The organism is Microbacterium sp. SWDP-B6 (genome assembly GCF_059803615.1).
This window is the reverse complement of sequence record NZ_JAPFGV010000001.1, coordinates 704,098-718,309: the sequence shown is the minus strand read 5'-3', so window position 1 is coordinate 718,309 and position 14,212 is coordinate 704,098. Positions and strand designations below refer to the sequence as shown.

At 68.4% G+C, this 14,212-nt stretch carries 13 protein-coding genes; 10 read left to right on the top strand and 3 right to left on the bottom strand.

What is annotated here, in order from left to right; translation table 11 throughout:
* Window positions 1-68 precede the first annotated feature (68 nt).
* Window positions 69-1,004 (bottom strand): hypothetical protein, encoded by a 936-nt coding sequence (locus OPU70_RS03630; protein ID WP_475123589.1) that lies wholly within the window; start codon window positions 1,002-1,004, stop codon window positions 69-71.
* 76 nt (window positions 1,005-1,080) lie between these two features.
* Between OPU70_RS03630 and OPU70_RS03625 the strand changes: the two genes are divergently transcribed.
* From OPU70_RS03625 to serA, 3 genes are all read left to right on the top strand, one after another.
* Window positions 1,081-1,605, top strand: a complete 525-nt coding sequence (locus OPU70_RS03625; RefSeq protein WP_498557161.1) for a hypothetical protein — start codon at window positions 1,081-1,083, stop codon at window positions 1,603-1,605.
* Window positions 1,602-1,955 (top strand): hypothetical protein, encoded by a 354-nt coding sequence (locus tag OPU70_RS03620; protein WP_498557160.1) that lies wholly within the window; start codon window positions 1,602-1,604, stop codon window positions 1,953-1,955. Before OPU70_RS03625 ends, OPU70_RS03620 begins: the two co-directional genes overlap by 4 nt.
* 114 nt (window positions 1,956-2,069) lie before the next feature.
* Entirely contained in the window at window positions 2,070-3,674 is a 1,605-nt protein-coding gene (gene serA, locus OPU70_RS03615; protein WP_367820721.1) for a phosphoglycerate dehydrogenase, read from the top strand.
* A 68-nt stretch (window positions 3,675-3,742) separates the two neighbouring features.
* On the opposite strand, the gene OPU70_RS03610 is transcribed toward serA, so the two are convergent.
* Entirely contained in the window at window positions 3,743-4,288 is a 546-nt protein-coding gene (locus OPU70_RS03610; RefSeq protein ID WP_498557159.1) for a TetR/AcrR family transcriptional regulator, read from the bottom strand.
* A gap of 112 nt (window positions 4,289-4,400) precedes the next feature.
* Here OPU70_RS03610 and OPU70_RS03605 point away from each other — a divergent pair, with 112 nt between their 5' ends.
* From OPU70_RS03605 to OPU70_RS03580, 6 genes are all read left to right on the top strand, one after another.
* Window positions 4,401-5,936 (top strand): MFS transporter, encoded by a 1,536-nt coding sequence (locus OPU70_RS03605; RefSeq protein WP_079112706.1) that lies wholly within the window; start codon window positions 4,401-4,403, stop codon window positions 5,934-5,936.
* Between the two features lie 75 nt (window positions 5,937-6,011).
* Window positions 6,012-7,055, top strand: coding sequence for a 3-isopropylmalate dehydrogenase (locus OPU70_RS03600; protein ID WP_498557158.1), 1,044 nt, complete (start codon window positions 6,012-6,014; stop codon window positions 7,053-7,055).
* Window positions 7,056-7,115: 60 nt separating this feature from the next.
* On the top strand, window positions 7,116-8,216 hold the full coding sequence (locus OPU70_RS03595; RefSeq protein ID WP_042542135.1) for a branched-chain amino acid aminotransferase: 1,101 nt from the start codon (window positions 7,116-7,118) through the stop codon (window positions 8,214-8,216).
* Window positions 8,217-8,299: 83 nt separating this feature from the next.
* The gene (locus tag OPU70_RS03590; RefSeq protein WP_309688055.1) at window positions 8,300-9,076 is read left to right on the top strand and encodes a fumarylacetoacetate hydrolase family protein; all 777 of its coding nucleotides are present in this window, start codon (window positions 8,300-8,302) and stop codon (window positions 9,074-9,076) included.
* Entirely contained in the window at window positions 9,073-10,332 is a 1,260-nt protein-coding gene (locus OPU70_RS03585; RefSeq protein WP_498557157.1) for an MFS transporter, read from the top strand. Before OPU70_RS03590 ends, OPU70_RS03585 begins: the two co-directional genes overlap by 4 nt.
* Entirely contained in the window at window positions 10,329-11,093 is a 765-nt protein-coding gene (locus OPU70_RS03580; protein ID WP_498557156.1) for a class I SAM-dependent methyltransferase, read from the top strand. Before OPU70_RS03585 ends, OPU70_RS03580 begins: the two co-directional genes overlap by 4 nt.
* A gap of 89 nt (window positions 11,094-11,182) precedes the next feature.
* Here the strand turns inward: OPU70_RS03580 and OPU70_RS03575 are convergent, their stop codons facing one another.
* Window positions 11,183-12,427 carry an acyl-CoA dehydrogenase family protein gene (locus tag OPU70_RS03575; protein WP_498557155.1) on the bottom strand — a complete coding sequence of 415 codons (1,245 nt, stop codon included), beginning with the start codon at window positions 12,425-12,427 and terminating at the stop codon, window positions 11,183-11,185.
* A 172-nt stretch (window positions 12,428-12,599) separates the two neighbouring features.
* Between OPU70_RS03575 and gltX the strand changes: the two genes are divergently transcribed.
* On the top strand, window positions 12,600-14,105 hold the full coding sequence (gene gltX / locus OPU70_RS03570; RefSeq protein WP_079112711.1) for a glutamate--tRNA ligase: 1,506 nt from the start codon (window positions 12,600-12,602) through the stop codon (window positions 14,103-14,105).
* The last annotated feature ends 107 nt before the right edge of the window (window positions 14,106-14,212 follow it).

The following is a 14,212-nucleotide window of genomic DNA, read 5'->3' as shown; positions in this document are numbered from 1 at the left end:
CTGATCTGACGTACGAACGAAGGGCTCGGTGCGATCCGCACCGGGCCCTTCGTTCGTACCGAGGGAGATCACTCCGCGGCGGGAGCATCCTCCACCACAGCGGGAGCGTCGTCACCGTTCGCCCACACCGGTGCGGGCAGCACGGTATCGACCTGGCCGCCCTGGATCTCACGCAGTGCCGCCTCGATGTCGTCCGCGTTGAGCGGCACGGCGAGCCCGCAGGCGCGAAGCTCGGACGCGAACTTCAGCGTGAGGCGGGATTTGCCAGCCTCCACGGCTTCTGCCGTGGTGCCGATGCGCTTCTCGCTGCCCGTCTGGATGTCCGACACGTCTTCGCAGACGTGGTAGACCGCGCCGCCGTCGACCCACACGACCTCGTCCTTGCCGAGGAGCTGGATCACGGCTGACTGGTCGGCGGTGTACTTCTCGACGGAGGGCGGGTTGAAGTCCACTCCGATCACCGTGGCGAGCAGAGCGAGGACCACTCCGACGATCCCGGCGGTGGTCTTCTGGCCCTTGCTCATGTCCTTATTGAGGAAGATGAGGATCACCAGGGGCAGGAACGCGACGATCGCGATGATCGCGCCGAGCTGGTTCTGCACGAAGAAGCGCACCGTCTCGGACCTGCGGGCGGGATCGAGACGGTTCGCCTTCTTCCACAGGATCGAACCGGTGATGGCAAGGGCTGCGATCACCACGAGCAGCACGAGGAGGGTGACGAACGCCCACTGCGGGAACACCACGGTGACGCCGCGGTCTTCGAGCAGGCCGGTGTCCGGATCGCGGACGAGGGCTCCGTCCTCGCCGACGTACTCGCGCTGGCGCAGGAGCCAGAAGATCGAGACGCCCTCGCCGATGATCGCGAGCGCCCACAGCACGGCGGCGATCCAGCGGAACGTGGTGGCCCTGGACTTGGCTGCGGCCGTCGGCTTCCACCCGGCTGCGGGTTCGTCGACGGAACCGCCAGAGGGGCTCTGGTCGGCGCTCTTGTTCTGCTCGGCCACGATCTTCCTTCCGGAAAGGGCCCCGGTGGCCCAGATGCCCCCGAGCATAGTGGACGACGTGTCCTACGCTGAGGACATGACTTCCGATTCCGACGACGCCCTGACCTGGGACGGTGACGACGGCGTCGCGCCGAAGACGCCCGCACCGAAGGGCTCTGACAGAGAGGCGTCCGCGCCCCATGGCGACGCCTCCGACGACGCAGCCCTGCCGGACGGGTGGAACGCCGTCGGCCGGGGCAGCGAGGGCGTCGGGCACGTCGATGCGGACGGCACGGTCACGATGCCCGATGAGCAGGAACCGGCGCATCTGAGCACGGCGATGCTCCTGACACTCGGGATCGTCGGCGGCGTCTATCTGCTGTACAGCATCGGCTGGGTCGTCGGCGGCCTCCGGCTCAAGCCGCTCGCCAATCTGATCGTGGCCGATGCCATGTACGTGCCGTGGTTCGTGCTCGCGGTGGCGGCACCCGCTCTGTGGTTCCTCGCGGTGTGGGTGCTCACCCGGGCCAAGGCGGCCTGGATCCGCATCGGGCTGCTCCTGCTCGGAGTGGTTCTTCTCGTGCCATGGCCCTTCGTGACGGTGGGGGTGATCGGATCATGACCGGGACGCAGTCGGCTTCTCCCGCAGCCTCCGGTTCTCCTCGGTGGCTGAGCGCGGTCGTTCTCGGCCTCGCAGGTCTCTTCTACGCCTACGCCATCTGGAATGCCGTCGCGCATGTGATCTCGATGGCGCAGAACGGCCTCACGGGGATCGGATGGGTGACGCTGCTCTTCGGCGTCGTCTTCCCCGCCGTCGTGTTCGTCTTCGCGTATGCGATCGGACGACGCCGTCGCGCCGGCGAGCTCGCGCTGGTGCTGCTGGCCGGCCTCGGCATCGTGGCGGTGTTCTGGTTGAGCCTGATCGGATACAGCATCCTCAACATGTCGGATCTCGTGACGGCCGTGGTCTGATCCACGGCGTCACACGGCACGGAGCAGCAGGAGCGCTCGGGTACAGTTGAGGTGATCGCGCCCCCATGGTGTGCGGCGCATCGGCCCCCTGTCGCGCTGCCCCGAAGGATCCCTGTGCCGAAGCCCGTCGTGCTCATCGCCGAAGTTCTCTCTCCCGCCACGATCGAGGCCCTCGGCCCCGACTTCGACGTCCGCAACGTCGACGGCACTGACCGCGAGGCGCTCTTCGCCTCGCTCGCAGAGGCCGATGCGGTGCTGATCCGCTCGGCGACGCACATCGACGAAGAGGCGCTGACGCACGCGCCGAAGCTGAAGGTCGTCGCCCGCGCGGGCGTCGGACTCGACAACGTCGACATCAAGGCGGCCACCGCGGCCGGCGTCATGGTCGTCAACGCTCCGACGTCGAACATCATCTCGGCCGCCGAGCTCACGGTCGGACACATCCTCAGCCTCGCCCGTCGCATCCCCGCGGCCCATGCCTCCCTCGCCGCCGGCCAGTGGAAGCGCAGCTCGTTCACGGGCGCGGAACTCTTCGAGAAGACCGTCGGCATCGTCGGCCTCGGTCGCATCGGCGCTCTCGTCGCCGCCCGCCTCGCCGCGTTCGACATGCGCGTCGTCGCGTACGATCCCTACGTCACCTCGGCTCGTGCGCAGCAGCTCGGTGTGCAGCTCCTCTCGCTCGACGAGCTCGTCGCCGAGGCCGACTTCCTCACGATCCACATGCCCAAGACGCCCGAGACGACCGGCATGATCGGCGCCGAGCAGTTCAAGGCCATGAAGCCGACCGCCTTCGTCGTGAACGTCGCCCGCGGTGGCCTCATCGATGAGGAAGCGCTTCACGCCGCGCTCGTCGCCGGCGAGATCGCCGGCGCAGGACTCGACGTCTTCACCTCCGAGCCGCCCGCCGAGGGCGGAACCGCTCGTCCGCTGCTCGACCTCCCCAACGTCGTCGTGACCCCGCACCTCGGTGCCAGCACCGAGGAGGCGCAGGAGAAGGCCGGTGTCTCGGTCGCGCGCTCCGTGCGCCTCGCGCTCGGCGGCGACCTCGTCCCCGACGCGGTCAACGTCGCCGGGGGAGTCATCGACCCCTACGTGCGCCCCGGAATCTCGCTCGTCGAGAAGCTCGGCCAGATCTTCGCCGCCCTCGCGACGTCGCCTCTCACGAGCCTCGACGTCGAGGTCCACGGTGAGCTGAACGACTACGACGTCAGCGTGCTGAAGCTCGCGGCGCTCAAGGGCGTCTTCACGAACATCGTCAGCGAGACGGTCTCGTACGTCAACGCGCCGCTGCTCGCCGACCAGCGCGGCATCGCGGTTCGCCTTCTCAAGGACGACGTGAGCGACGAGTACCGCAACGTGATCACTCTGAGCGGCGCTCTCTCCGACGGCTCGCAGCTCTCGGTGTCGGGCACCCTCACCGGCCCGAAGCAGGCAGAGAAGCTGGTCGCCATCAACGACCACGCGCTCGAGCTGCCGATCGAGAAGCACCACGTCGTGATGCTGTACACCGACCGCCCCGGCATCGTCGCGGTCTACGGCCAGAAGTTCGGCGAGGCAGGCATCAACATCGCCGGCATGCAGATCTCGCGGCTCGGCGCCGGTGACCAGGCGCTCAGCGTGCTGACGCTGGACTCGCCGGTGTCCGACGACCTGCTCGAGGACCTGCGCACCGAGATCGACGCCGACCTGTTCCGTCAGATCGAGATCACCGACATCTGAGCCAGACGCACGAAGAGAGCGGGAGGGGCGGCCGAGCGGCCGTCCTCCCGCTCTGTCTCTCGCCCGTTTCAGGGAGCCGTCGTGCGGAGCACGAGGGCGATCAGATCGTCGAGCTCGGCGCGATGGGGGACGAGGTGCTCCTCGCCGTTCACGTCGAGTGAGTTGTTGAAGTAGAGCCCGTCGCTGAGCAGCATCACGAGGTTGAGGCTCGCCCGATCGCGCACGTGCGGACGGATCATGTCCTCCCAGCGGCGCCGCACTGTGCGCAGCGCCTCGCCCGCCGGCAGAGAGCCGCCCTGTGCCAGACGCGATGCGGCGATGAGCGCGCGATCCAGGGCGTCGTCCTCCATGACGGACGTGCGCACGTAGTACGCCACCGGACCATCGTCTGCCGCGGCCATGCGCTCGAGGTCTGCCGTGGTGAGTGCGTCGAGACGATCGAGGAGTCCCGCCGCGAGGTCCTCTTTCGAACCGAAATGGTAGAGCAGCCCGCCCTTCGAGACGCCGGCGGCTTTCGCCGTCGCGTCGAGCGTCGCCGCTCGCTCGCCGTCATTGATGACGATCGACTCGAACGCGTCGAGCACGCGCTCGCGGGCCAGGGGAGGTCGGGGCATCGGGGTTCCTCTGTTCGTCTCTCATCACCGTAACGCCGACAGATGACGATTCTGTTACTATACCAGCTGGACGGTTTAGTTACGATGCCGTCGTGATCCTGAGAGGTGTTCCATGACCCGTACTGCGTCGATCCCGACGACAGAGACGGACGCTCCCCGCGTCGGAGCCCGTGGCTGGGCGGCGCTCGTCGTCCTCATGCTGCCGGTGCTCCTGGTGTCGGTGGACAACACGGTGCTGAGCTTCGCGCTCCCCGAGATCTCCATCGCGCTCGCGCCCACCGGGGCGGAGCAGCTGTGGATCATCGACGTGTACCCGCTCGTGCTCGCGGGACTCCTGGTGACCATGGGAACCCTCGGCGACCGCTTCGGACGTCGCCGGATGCTGCTGATCGGTGCGTCCGGCTTCGCGGCCGTGTCGGCTCTCGCCGCCTTCGCCCCGACCGCCGGGCTGCTGATCGCCGCACGCGCGCTGCTCGGCTTGTTCGGCGCGATGCTCATGCCGTCGACGCTGTCGCTCCTGCGTTCGATCTTCCAGAACCGCGATCAGCGTCGCCTCGCGATCGCGGTGTGGGCGTCGGCCTTCTCCGCAGGTTCGGCGCTCGGTCCGATCGTGGGAGGGTTCCTGCTCGAGCACTTCGACTGGGGCTCGGTGTTCCTGATCGCCGTCCCCGTGCTCATCCCGCTGCTGATCGCGGCGCCGCTGCTCGTGCCCGAGAGTCGCGATCCGAATCCGGGACGCATCGACATCGTCAGCATCGTGCTCTCGATGGCCGCGATGATCCCCGTCGTCTATGCGATCAAGTCGCTCGCCGTCGACGGGCCGAGTCTCACCGCCGGCGCCTGGGCGCTGCTCGGCGTCGCCATGGGCTATCTCTTCGTGCGTCGCCAGCTCACCGCTGAAGTGCCCATGCTCGACATGGGCCTCTTCCGCCGGGGCTCGTTCTCGGGGGCGATCCTGGTCAACCTCCTCAGCGTGGTCGCGCTCGTCGGGTTCCTCTACTTCGTCTCGCAGCACCTGCAGCTCGTGCTCGGCCTCTCGCCGATGACGGCGGGCGCGGCACTCGTGCCCGGCATGCTCGCGATGATCGTGGCCGGACTCTCCGTGGTGCCGATCTCCCGCAGGGTGCCACCCCACATCCTGGTGCCGGTGGGACTCGTCTTCTCGGTCGCCGGCTATCTGCTCGTGGCGTTCACGACGTCCGATCACGGCATCGCGCCCCTCGTCATCGCGTTCGTGGTGCTCGGGATCGGCATCGGCGGTGCCGAGACGATCTCGAACGAGCTCATCCTCTCGAGCGCGCCGGCTGAGAAGGCCGGAGCCGCGAGCGCAGTGTCCGAGACGGCGTACGAACTCGGTGCGGTGCTCGGCACGGCAGTGCTCGGTGGCCTCATCACCGCGTTCTACCGGGGTGCGCTCGTGGTCCCGGAGGGCATTCCTGCCGAGGCCGCGCATGCGGCGACCGAGACCCTCGCGGGCGCCTACACCGCCGCGCAGGAGCTTCCCGCACAGCTCGGAGACGCGCTGTGGGACGCGGCATCCGCGGCATTCGGCTCGGGCGTCATGGTCACCTCGCTGATCGGCGCAGGGCTGGTCGTTCTCGCCGGAGTGATCGCGGCCGTCACGCTGCGCAAGGCCCCCGCGCACTGACCAGTACGCTGGGAGAACCGGCCCGCTCGGCATCCGCCCGAATGCTGGCCGGTTCATCCCGATGCAAGGAGTGTCATGTCGCGTGTCGTGAAGCTGGCCGTCATCCCCGGTGACGGAATCGGCCCAGAGGTCGTCGCCGAGGCGGAGAAGGTCCTCGATGCGGTCACCGCCTCCAGCGGAGTGACGTTCGACAAGACCCGCTTCTCGCTCGGCGCCGCTCGTTTCCTCGAGACCGGCGACACGCTGACGGACGACGACCTGCAGGCTATCGCGGCTCACGACGCGATCCTGCTGGGTGCCGTCGGCGGCACGCCGGGCGACCCCCGGCTCAAGGATGCGAACATCGAGCGCGGGCTGCTCCTGAAGCTGCGTTTCACGCTCGACCACTACGTGAACCTGCGCCCGTCGAAGCTGTTCGCGGGTGCTCCGGGACCGCTCGCGAACCCGGGCGCCATCGACTTCGTCGTCGTGCGTGAGGGCACCGAGGGTCCGTACGTCGGCAACGGGGGCGCGATCCGCAAGGGCACACCTCAGGAGGTCGCCAACGAGACCTCGGTGAACACGGCGTTCGGCGTCGAGCGCGTCGTGAGGTACGCCTTCGACCTCGCCGAGCGGCGCGGCAAGAAGGTCACACTCGTTCACAAGACCAACGTGCTCGTGCACGCCGGTGCCATCTGGCAGCGTGTCGTGAACGAGGTCGCTGCGGAGCATCCCCAGGTGACGGTCGACTACCTGCACGTCGACGCAGCGACGATCTTCCTCGTGACCGACCCCGCGCGCTTCGACGTGATCGTCACCGACAACCTGTTCGGCGACATCCTCACCGACCTCGCCGGCGCGGTCACCGGAGGCATCGGACTGGCCGCCTCGGGCAACATCAACCCCGATGGCGCGTTCCCGTCGATGTTCGAGCCGGTCCACGGATCCGCCCCCGACATCGCCGGCCAGCAGAGGGCCGACCCCACGGCGGCGATCCTCTCGGTGGCGCTGCTGCTCGACCACCTCGGGCTCGGCGCGGAGGCCGCTCGCGTGAGTGCCGCCGTGGAGTCCGACATCGCGTCCCGCACGGGGGCGCGCAGCACGGCGGAGATCGGCTCCGCGATCACTGCTCTGCTCTGAACGACAGGCGTAGGCTGAGACGGCGCGAGGATGCGCGCCACACGAGGAATGGATGACGAGATGACGACCATCGATGCCGAGACCACCGTGGCTCCACTGGAGTTCGCTGTGACCAAGAACCTGGCCGCCGCGACGGCCGGTCGTGTCGCCGAGGTTCATGAGAACCCCGGCTTCGGCGTGGTCTTCACCGATCACATGGTCGACATCTGCTGGTCGGCGAAGGGCGGATGGCACCGCCCGCGCGTGCAGCCGTACGGACCGATCCCGCTCGACCCCGCCGCCTCCGTGCTGCACTATGCGCAGGAGATCTTCGAGGGCATCAAGGCCTACCGTCACGCAGACGGGTCGATCCACACCTTCCGCCCCGACCGCAACGCCGCACGACTTCAGGCCAGCGCCCGTCGACTCGCGCTGCCGGAGCTGCCCACCGAGTACTTCATCCAGTCGCTTCGCGAGATCATCGCGGTCGACGGGCGGTGGGTGCCGTCCGGCGCCGACCAGAGCCTCTACCTGCGCCCGTTCATGTTCGCCAAAGAGGCGTTCCTCGGTGTCCGAGCCGCGCAGAAGGTCGCCTACTACGTGATCGCAAGCCCGGCCGGCGCATATTTCAGCGGCGGCGTGAAGCCCGTGCGCATCTGGCTCTCCGAGGACTACGCACGCGCCGGCAAGGGGGGCACGGGCAAGGCCAAGACGGGCGGCAACTACGCGTCGAGCCTGCTCGCGCAGAGCGAGGCCTCGTCGAAGGGATGCGACCAGGTCGTGTTCCTCGATGAGCAGCGCAACGTCGAGGAGCTCGGCGGGATGAACGTCGTGTTCGTGTTCAAGGACGGCCGCGTCGTCACGCCCGAGTCCGACAGCATCCTCGAGGGGATCACGCGCGACTCGCTGCTCCAGCTCGCCGAGGATCGCGGCTACACGGTCGAGAAGCGGCCCATCTCGATCGACGAGTGGCGCGAGGGCGTGGCATCCGGCGACATCGTCGAGGTGTTCGCCTGCGGCACGGCCGCAGTCGTGACGCCGATCGGCGCACTCGTCGGCGAAGGCTTCGATGAGCCGCAGCCGCTCGGCGAACTCGCGCTGTCGCTCCGCGAAGAACTCACCGACATCCAGTACGGCCGCCGCGAAGACAAGCACGGCTGGCTCCTGCGCCTCGACGCCTGATCTTCGCAGGAACTCCCCGGGACCCCGCTGCGCGACCTGCGCAGCGGGGTCTCGTCGTCCGGCGCTCTGGATAGGCTGGTGGCATGAAGATCGCCCGATTCAGCCATGACGACGCCATCCTCTTCGGGATCGTCGACGACACCGACCTGGTCGTCCTCGCGGGCGATCCGCTCTTCGCCGGGTACGAACCCACCGGAGACCGAGTCCCGATCGCGGACGCGGTGATCCTGGCGCCGGTCATCCCTCGATCCAAGATCGTGTGCGTCGGCAAGAACTACCACGACCACGCCGCTGAGATGGGGGGAGTCGCCCCCGAGGAGCCGCTGCTGTTCCTCAAGCCCAACACCGCCGTCATCGGCCCGGGCGACGCGATCGTGCGCCCGTCGATCTCAGAGCAGACCGAATACGAGGGCGAGCTGGCCGTCGTGATCGGACGGGTCGCGAAGAACGTGAAGGCGGCGGATGCCCTCGACCACGTGCTCGGCTACACGATCGCCAACGATGTCACGGCGCGCGACCTCCAGCGCAAGGACGGCCAGTGGGCTCGGGCCAAGGGCTTCGACACGTTCTGCCCTCTCGGTCCGACCATCAGCACGGAGTTCGATCCGTCTGTGGCGACGATCGAGACCCGGGTCAACGGCGAGGTCCGTCAGAAGGCGCCCCTGACCGACATGATCCACTCCGTCGAGGCGATCATCGAGCATGCATCCGAGGCCTTCACCCTGCTGCCGGGTGACGTCATCCTGACCGGCACGCCGGCTGGTGTGGGGGAGTTCGTCGCCGGCGACACCGTCGAGGTCGAGATCACCGGTCTGGGTATTCTGCGCAACACCGTGCGCGACGCCGTGCGCCCATCATGACCGTCGTCGCCCTGACGGCGGCTCAGCAGGCAGCGGTCCAGCGGAGAACCGTGCTGGTTCTCTCGTCCGGCCAGGTGCTCGGCGGCATCGCGTTCGGGGCGACCGTGTCGCTCGGCGCGCTGCTCGCCGCCGACATCTCCGGCAGCGACGCCTTGTCGGGACTCGCGACCGCATCGGTCACGCTGGGCGCCGCAGTGTGCGCGATCCCTCTCGCTCGCCTCGCCGCCAGGGTGGGGCGTCGCCGTGCACTGACGCTCGGCAATCTGTTCGCGCTCGTGGGGATCGCCGTCGTGATCCTCGCGGCGTCGCTGCGGGTGTTCCCGCTGCTACTGGTCGGCATCCTCATGATCGGCGCCGGGAACGCGGGCAATCTGCAGTCGCGATTCGCCGCCACCGACCTCGCCGCGCCGCAGCACCGAGGGCGGGACCTCGCGATCGTCGTGTGGGCGACCACCATCGGCGGGGTCGCAGGCCCCCTGCTGCTCGGACCGGGTGAGGTCGTGGGCGCCGCGATCGGCATGCCGCCTCAGACCGGATCCTACGTCTTCTCGTTCGTCGCTCAATGCGCCGCGCTCATCCTGTATCTCGTGGCGCTGCGGCCAGATCCTCTTCTGGCCGCGCAGAGGCTCGCCTCAGCGGCTGCTGCGGGGGCTACAGGCAGGGCGTTCGCAGACAGGCCGGTGGTGGCTCGCTACGCGATGTTCGCGGTCGCCGGTTCGCACGTCGTGATGGCGTCCGTCATGGCGATGACTCCTGTGCATCTCGCGCACATGGCGCACGGCGCGCACGGAATGGCTCCCACACCGGCCGATGTCTCGGCTCTCGTCGGCATCACGATCGCCCTGCACGTCGGCGGCATGTATGCGCTGTCGCCGCTCTTCGGCATCCTCGCCGACCGGTGGGGGCGGCTGCGTGTGGTCCTGCTGGGGCAGGTGCTCCTCGGGGCGGCCCTGGCGTTCGCCGTGTTCGCGAATGATCGGGAGTGGGGCGTGATCGTCGCTCTGATCCTGTTGGGGCTCGGATGGAGCGCGGCGACCGTCGCGGGGGCCGCGCTGCTGACCGAGTCGAGCGCCCCCGAGATCCGCACACGCAGGCAGGGTCGCAGCGATTCGCTCATGAGCCTCTCGGCAGCTGGCGGCGCGGTGCTCGCGGGCGTGGTGCTCTCGAACTTCGACTATGCCGGACTGGGCATCGCCGCGTCTGTCATCGTCGTCGCCATCGTCGCGCTCTCTCCTCTCGGGCGTCCGAGGCGATGAAGGACTGGGCGGGCACGGGGCGGGCATACGCCGATTCCTATGCCTCGCTGTGCGTCGGCACGGCGGGGACTCTGCTCGGGCGGCTCGGAGACCCTGCGGGTCGCTCGCTGCTCGATGTCGGTTCCGGAACCGGTCTCCTCACGGCCGCATTCACGGATGCCGGATGGGATACGACAGGGTGCGAGCCCGAGCCGACGATGCGGGAGGTCGCGCTGCGGCAGCACCCGGCGATGCGGGTGCGCGACGGAGCGCTGCCGTCGCTGCCGTTCGAGGACGCGGAGTTCGATGCGGTCGTGGCGAACTTCGTGTTGAACCACGTCGCCGACCCCCGCGCATCGGCCGGAGAGCTTCTCCGCGTCTCTGCCGGCCGCGTGGCGGCCACGATCTGGACGAACTCGCCGACCTGGCTCTGGCGAGAGGTGTGCCATCGCGCGGCGCTCGTCCCGACCGAGGGCGAGCGGCTTCCGCCGGAGAAGGACTTCGAGCGGACCGTCGACGGCTTCGCGAGGATGCTCGACGATGCAGGCTGGATGCGCCCGCGGGTGTCGGAGATCACCTGGACGTGGTCGGCGGATGCGACTGCGCTGTGGGTGTCAGCCGAAGGAGGCGTCGGGGGAGCGGGCCAGTTCTACCGAGCGCTCGACGACACCGGTCGGCGCTCGTTCCGTGCTGCCTTCGAGTCGGTGTGCGCCGAGCGATCGATCGCCGGCCGCCTGCCGCTGGTGCATTCTGCCGCGGTTGCCGTGGCGTCGCGCGGCTGAGGCCGCCCTCGGCCGGAGTGCCCCGCGGTCGCTCGGTGCCGCGACCGCCCGTGTCGGTGCGGCACCGAGGACCACCTGCATCGCGGCGATCAGGTGTACCAGGTCGGCTCAGGCACCTCGTTGCGCAGCACGTAGTCGCCGACCTCCCGCTTCTTGTACGCGATCGGGTCGTGCAGGCTGTGCGTGCGCAGGTTGCGCCAGAAGATGTCGAGGCCGACAGAGTTGGCCGACGCTCTGGCACCGGTGAGCTCGTAGATCTTCGTGGCGACCTCCAGGCCGTCGTCGACGATGCGCAGCTTCCCCGCTGCGATGCGCACGGCGATCTCGCCGCGTCGGCGTGCAGTGAGGTCTTCTCGTGGAGCATGCAGCACCGCGCTGATCTCGGAGCCCACGGCATTCAGCAGCGCCTCATCCGCCCACAGCTTCGAGGCCAGTTCGCCGTAGCCCTCGAGCAGGTACCACTCGTCCGTCGCGTGCTGCTTGTCGTCGCCGCCGTACGGCCACGGTCGAGTGGTCGATCGGGTGTAGGCGGATGCCGTCTCGAGTGCACCCTGTGCGATGCCGAGGTAGAAGTTCGCGAACACGAGCTGGATGGTCGGCACGTTCAGCGTGTTGTAGGTCAGAGGCTGGAACACCCGGTCGACGAAACCGGCTGCCGCTGCCCAGGGGACGCGCACGTCGCGGATCTCGACGGACCCTGATTCGGTGAGCCGCTGGCCCAGGTTGTCCCAGTCGTTCCCGAAGACGATTCCCTCCTGCGCCGTGGGCACGATCGCGAAGATGTGCGTCTCGGTGCCTTCGAGGACCCCTTCGAGGACCGTCAGGTCCGAGATCCGACCACCGGTGGAGAAGGACTTCCGGCCGGAGAACACGAGGTCGTCGCCGTCTTCGCGGATCACCAGATCGGAGTCGCGCGGGTTCACCGCGCCGCCGAAGACGTAGTCGTTCGCGGTGTACAGCTCCTCGATCGCGGCGATCTGCTCGTCGGTTCCGACGAGACGCGCCGCCCATGCCCAGAGGTAGTGGTACCCGAGGACCTGCCCGATCGAGCCGTCGCCGCGGGCCACCGCTCTGATCACCCGGTACGCGGTCTCCCAGCTCTCGCCCGCGCCGCCATGGACGCGCGGGCCGAGCAGAGTGACCAGACCCGAGTCCTTGAGCAGCTGCACCTCTGCACGAGGTGTCGCGTTCGCGCGGTCCCTCTCGACGGCGTCCACCGCGAGGATGTCCGCAACCTCCTCGGCGCGCTCGATCCATTCGAGGCTGGTCTGAGGTCTCGGTGCGCTCAGCCAGCGATCGCTGAGGCCTGTCGTCACTGCATCCGTGATTGTCACGTCGTCACCTTTCCGATTGGTCGATGCGGCAACGATAGGAGCGCGACGAGGTCGCATGCGGGTTGTTACCCACGGTGAGTGACTGTTACCCACGGTGACCCCTCTCACCGGCCCCGATCGTGGGCGGATCGGGGAGGTCGAGACGCCGCCCGGCAACTAGAATCGAGGGGATATGGCTACCCCGCACCCCCTCACCACGACCGCCAGTGGCGCCGACGTCCGCGTCCGCTTCTGCCCCTCTCCGACCGGACTGCCGCACGTCGGCATGGTCCGCACGGCCCTCTTCAACTGGGCGTACGCCCGCCACAACGGCGGCAAGATGGTGTTCCGCATCGAGGACACCGACGCCGCCCGAGACAGCGAGGAGAGCTTCCGGCAGCTGGTCGACGCTCTGACCTGGCTGAAGATCGACTGGGATGAGGGTGTCGAGGTCGGTGGACCCCACGCTCCCTACCGTCAGTCCGAGCGCCACGACATCTATCGCGGCGTGATCGACAAGCTCCTCGCATCCGGCGCTCTGTATGAGAGCTTCTCGACCGCGGAGGAGATCGACGCTCGCAACGAGGCTGCCGGGCGGGCGAAGCAGCTCGGGTACGACAACCATGACCGCGACCTCACGGCGGAGCAGAAGGACGCCTTCCGGGCCGAAGGGCGTCAGCCCGCACTCCGCCTGCGTGTGCCGGACGAGGACCTCACCTACGTCGACCTGATCCGGGGCGAGGTGACATTCCCCGCAGGATCCTTCCCGGACTTCGTGGTGGTGCGTCCGAACGGCATCCCGCTGTACACCTTCGTGAACCCGGTCGACGACGCGCTGATGGGCATCACGCACGTCCTGCGCGGCGAAGACCTGATGCCCTCGACGGCTCGCCAGCTGGCGCTCTACGCGGCGCTCATCGATGCGGAGGTCACCACCTTCGTGCCCCGCTTCGCCCACATGCCTCTGGTGCTCGGCGAGACCGGCAACAAGAAGCTCTCCAAGCGCGACCCGCAGGCCGATCTGTTCCTGCATCGGGATCGCGGCTTCATCCACGAGGGACTGCTGAACTACCTCGCGCTCCTCGGCTGGTCGATCGGTCACGACCGCGACGTGTTCTCGCTCGAGGAGTTCACCGAGGCGTTCGACATCGTCGACGTGAATCCGAACCCGGCACGCTTCGACCAGAAGAAGGCCGAGTCGATCAACGGCGACCACATCCGCAAGCTCGACGAGAAGGACTTCGCCGAGAGGACGATCCCCTACCTCGCGGCCGCCGGCCTCTTCGATGAGCCGACGCACGAGCAGCTCGTGCTCGCCTTCCGCGTCGCACCGCTCGTGCAGGAGCGCGTGCAGTTGCTCGGCGATGTGCCCGGCATGGTGGGGTTCCTGTTCACCGACGACGTCTCGTATGATGCCGACGCGCTCAAGGGGCTGCCCGCGAACGCCGCCGAGGTCCTCGACGCCTGCGTCGTCGCCCTCGAGCCGGTGACCGAGTTCACTCCAGAGAAGATCCAGGAGGCTCTCGCGGAGGCGCTCGTCGAGAAGCTCGAGCTCAAGCCCCGCATCGCCTACGGCCCTCCGCGCGTCGCGATCACCGGTCGTCGGATCTCGCCGCCGCTGTTCGAGTCCATGGAGCTCCTGGGCAAGGACGAGTCGCTGCGGCGCCTCCGGTCTCTGTCGGCGTTCCTCGCGAACTGACGAGGCAGGCGGGCGGGGGAGCATCGCTTCGATGAGCTCCTGCCCGCTGCCGAGGTCACGCACCCGCAGCGATCACCGGGCGACGCGCCCGGACGGACCGAGGCGTT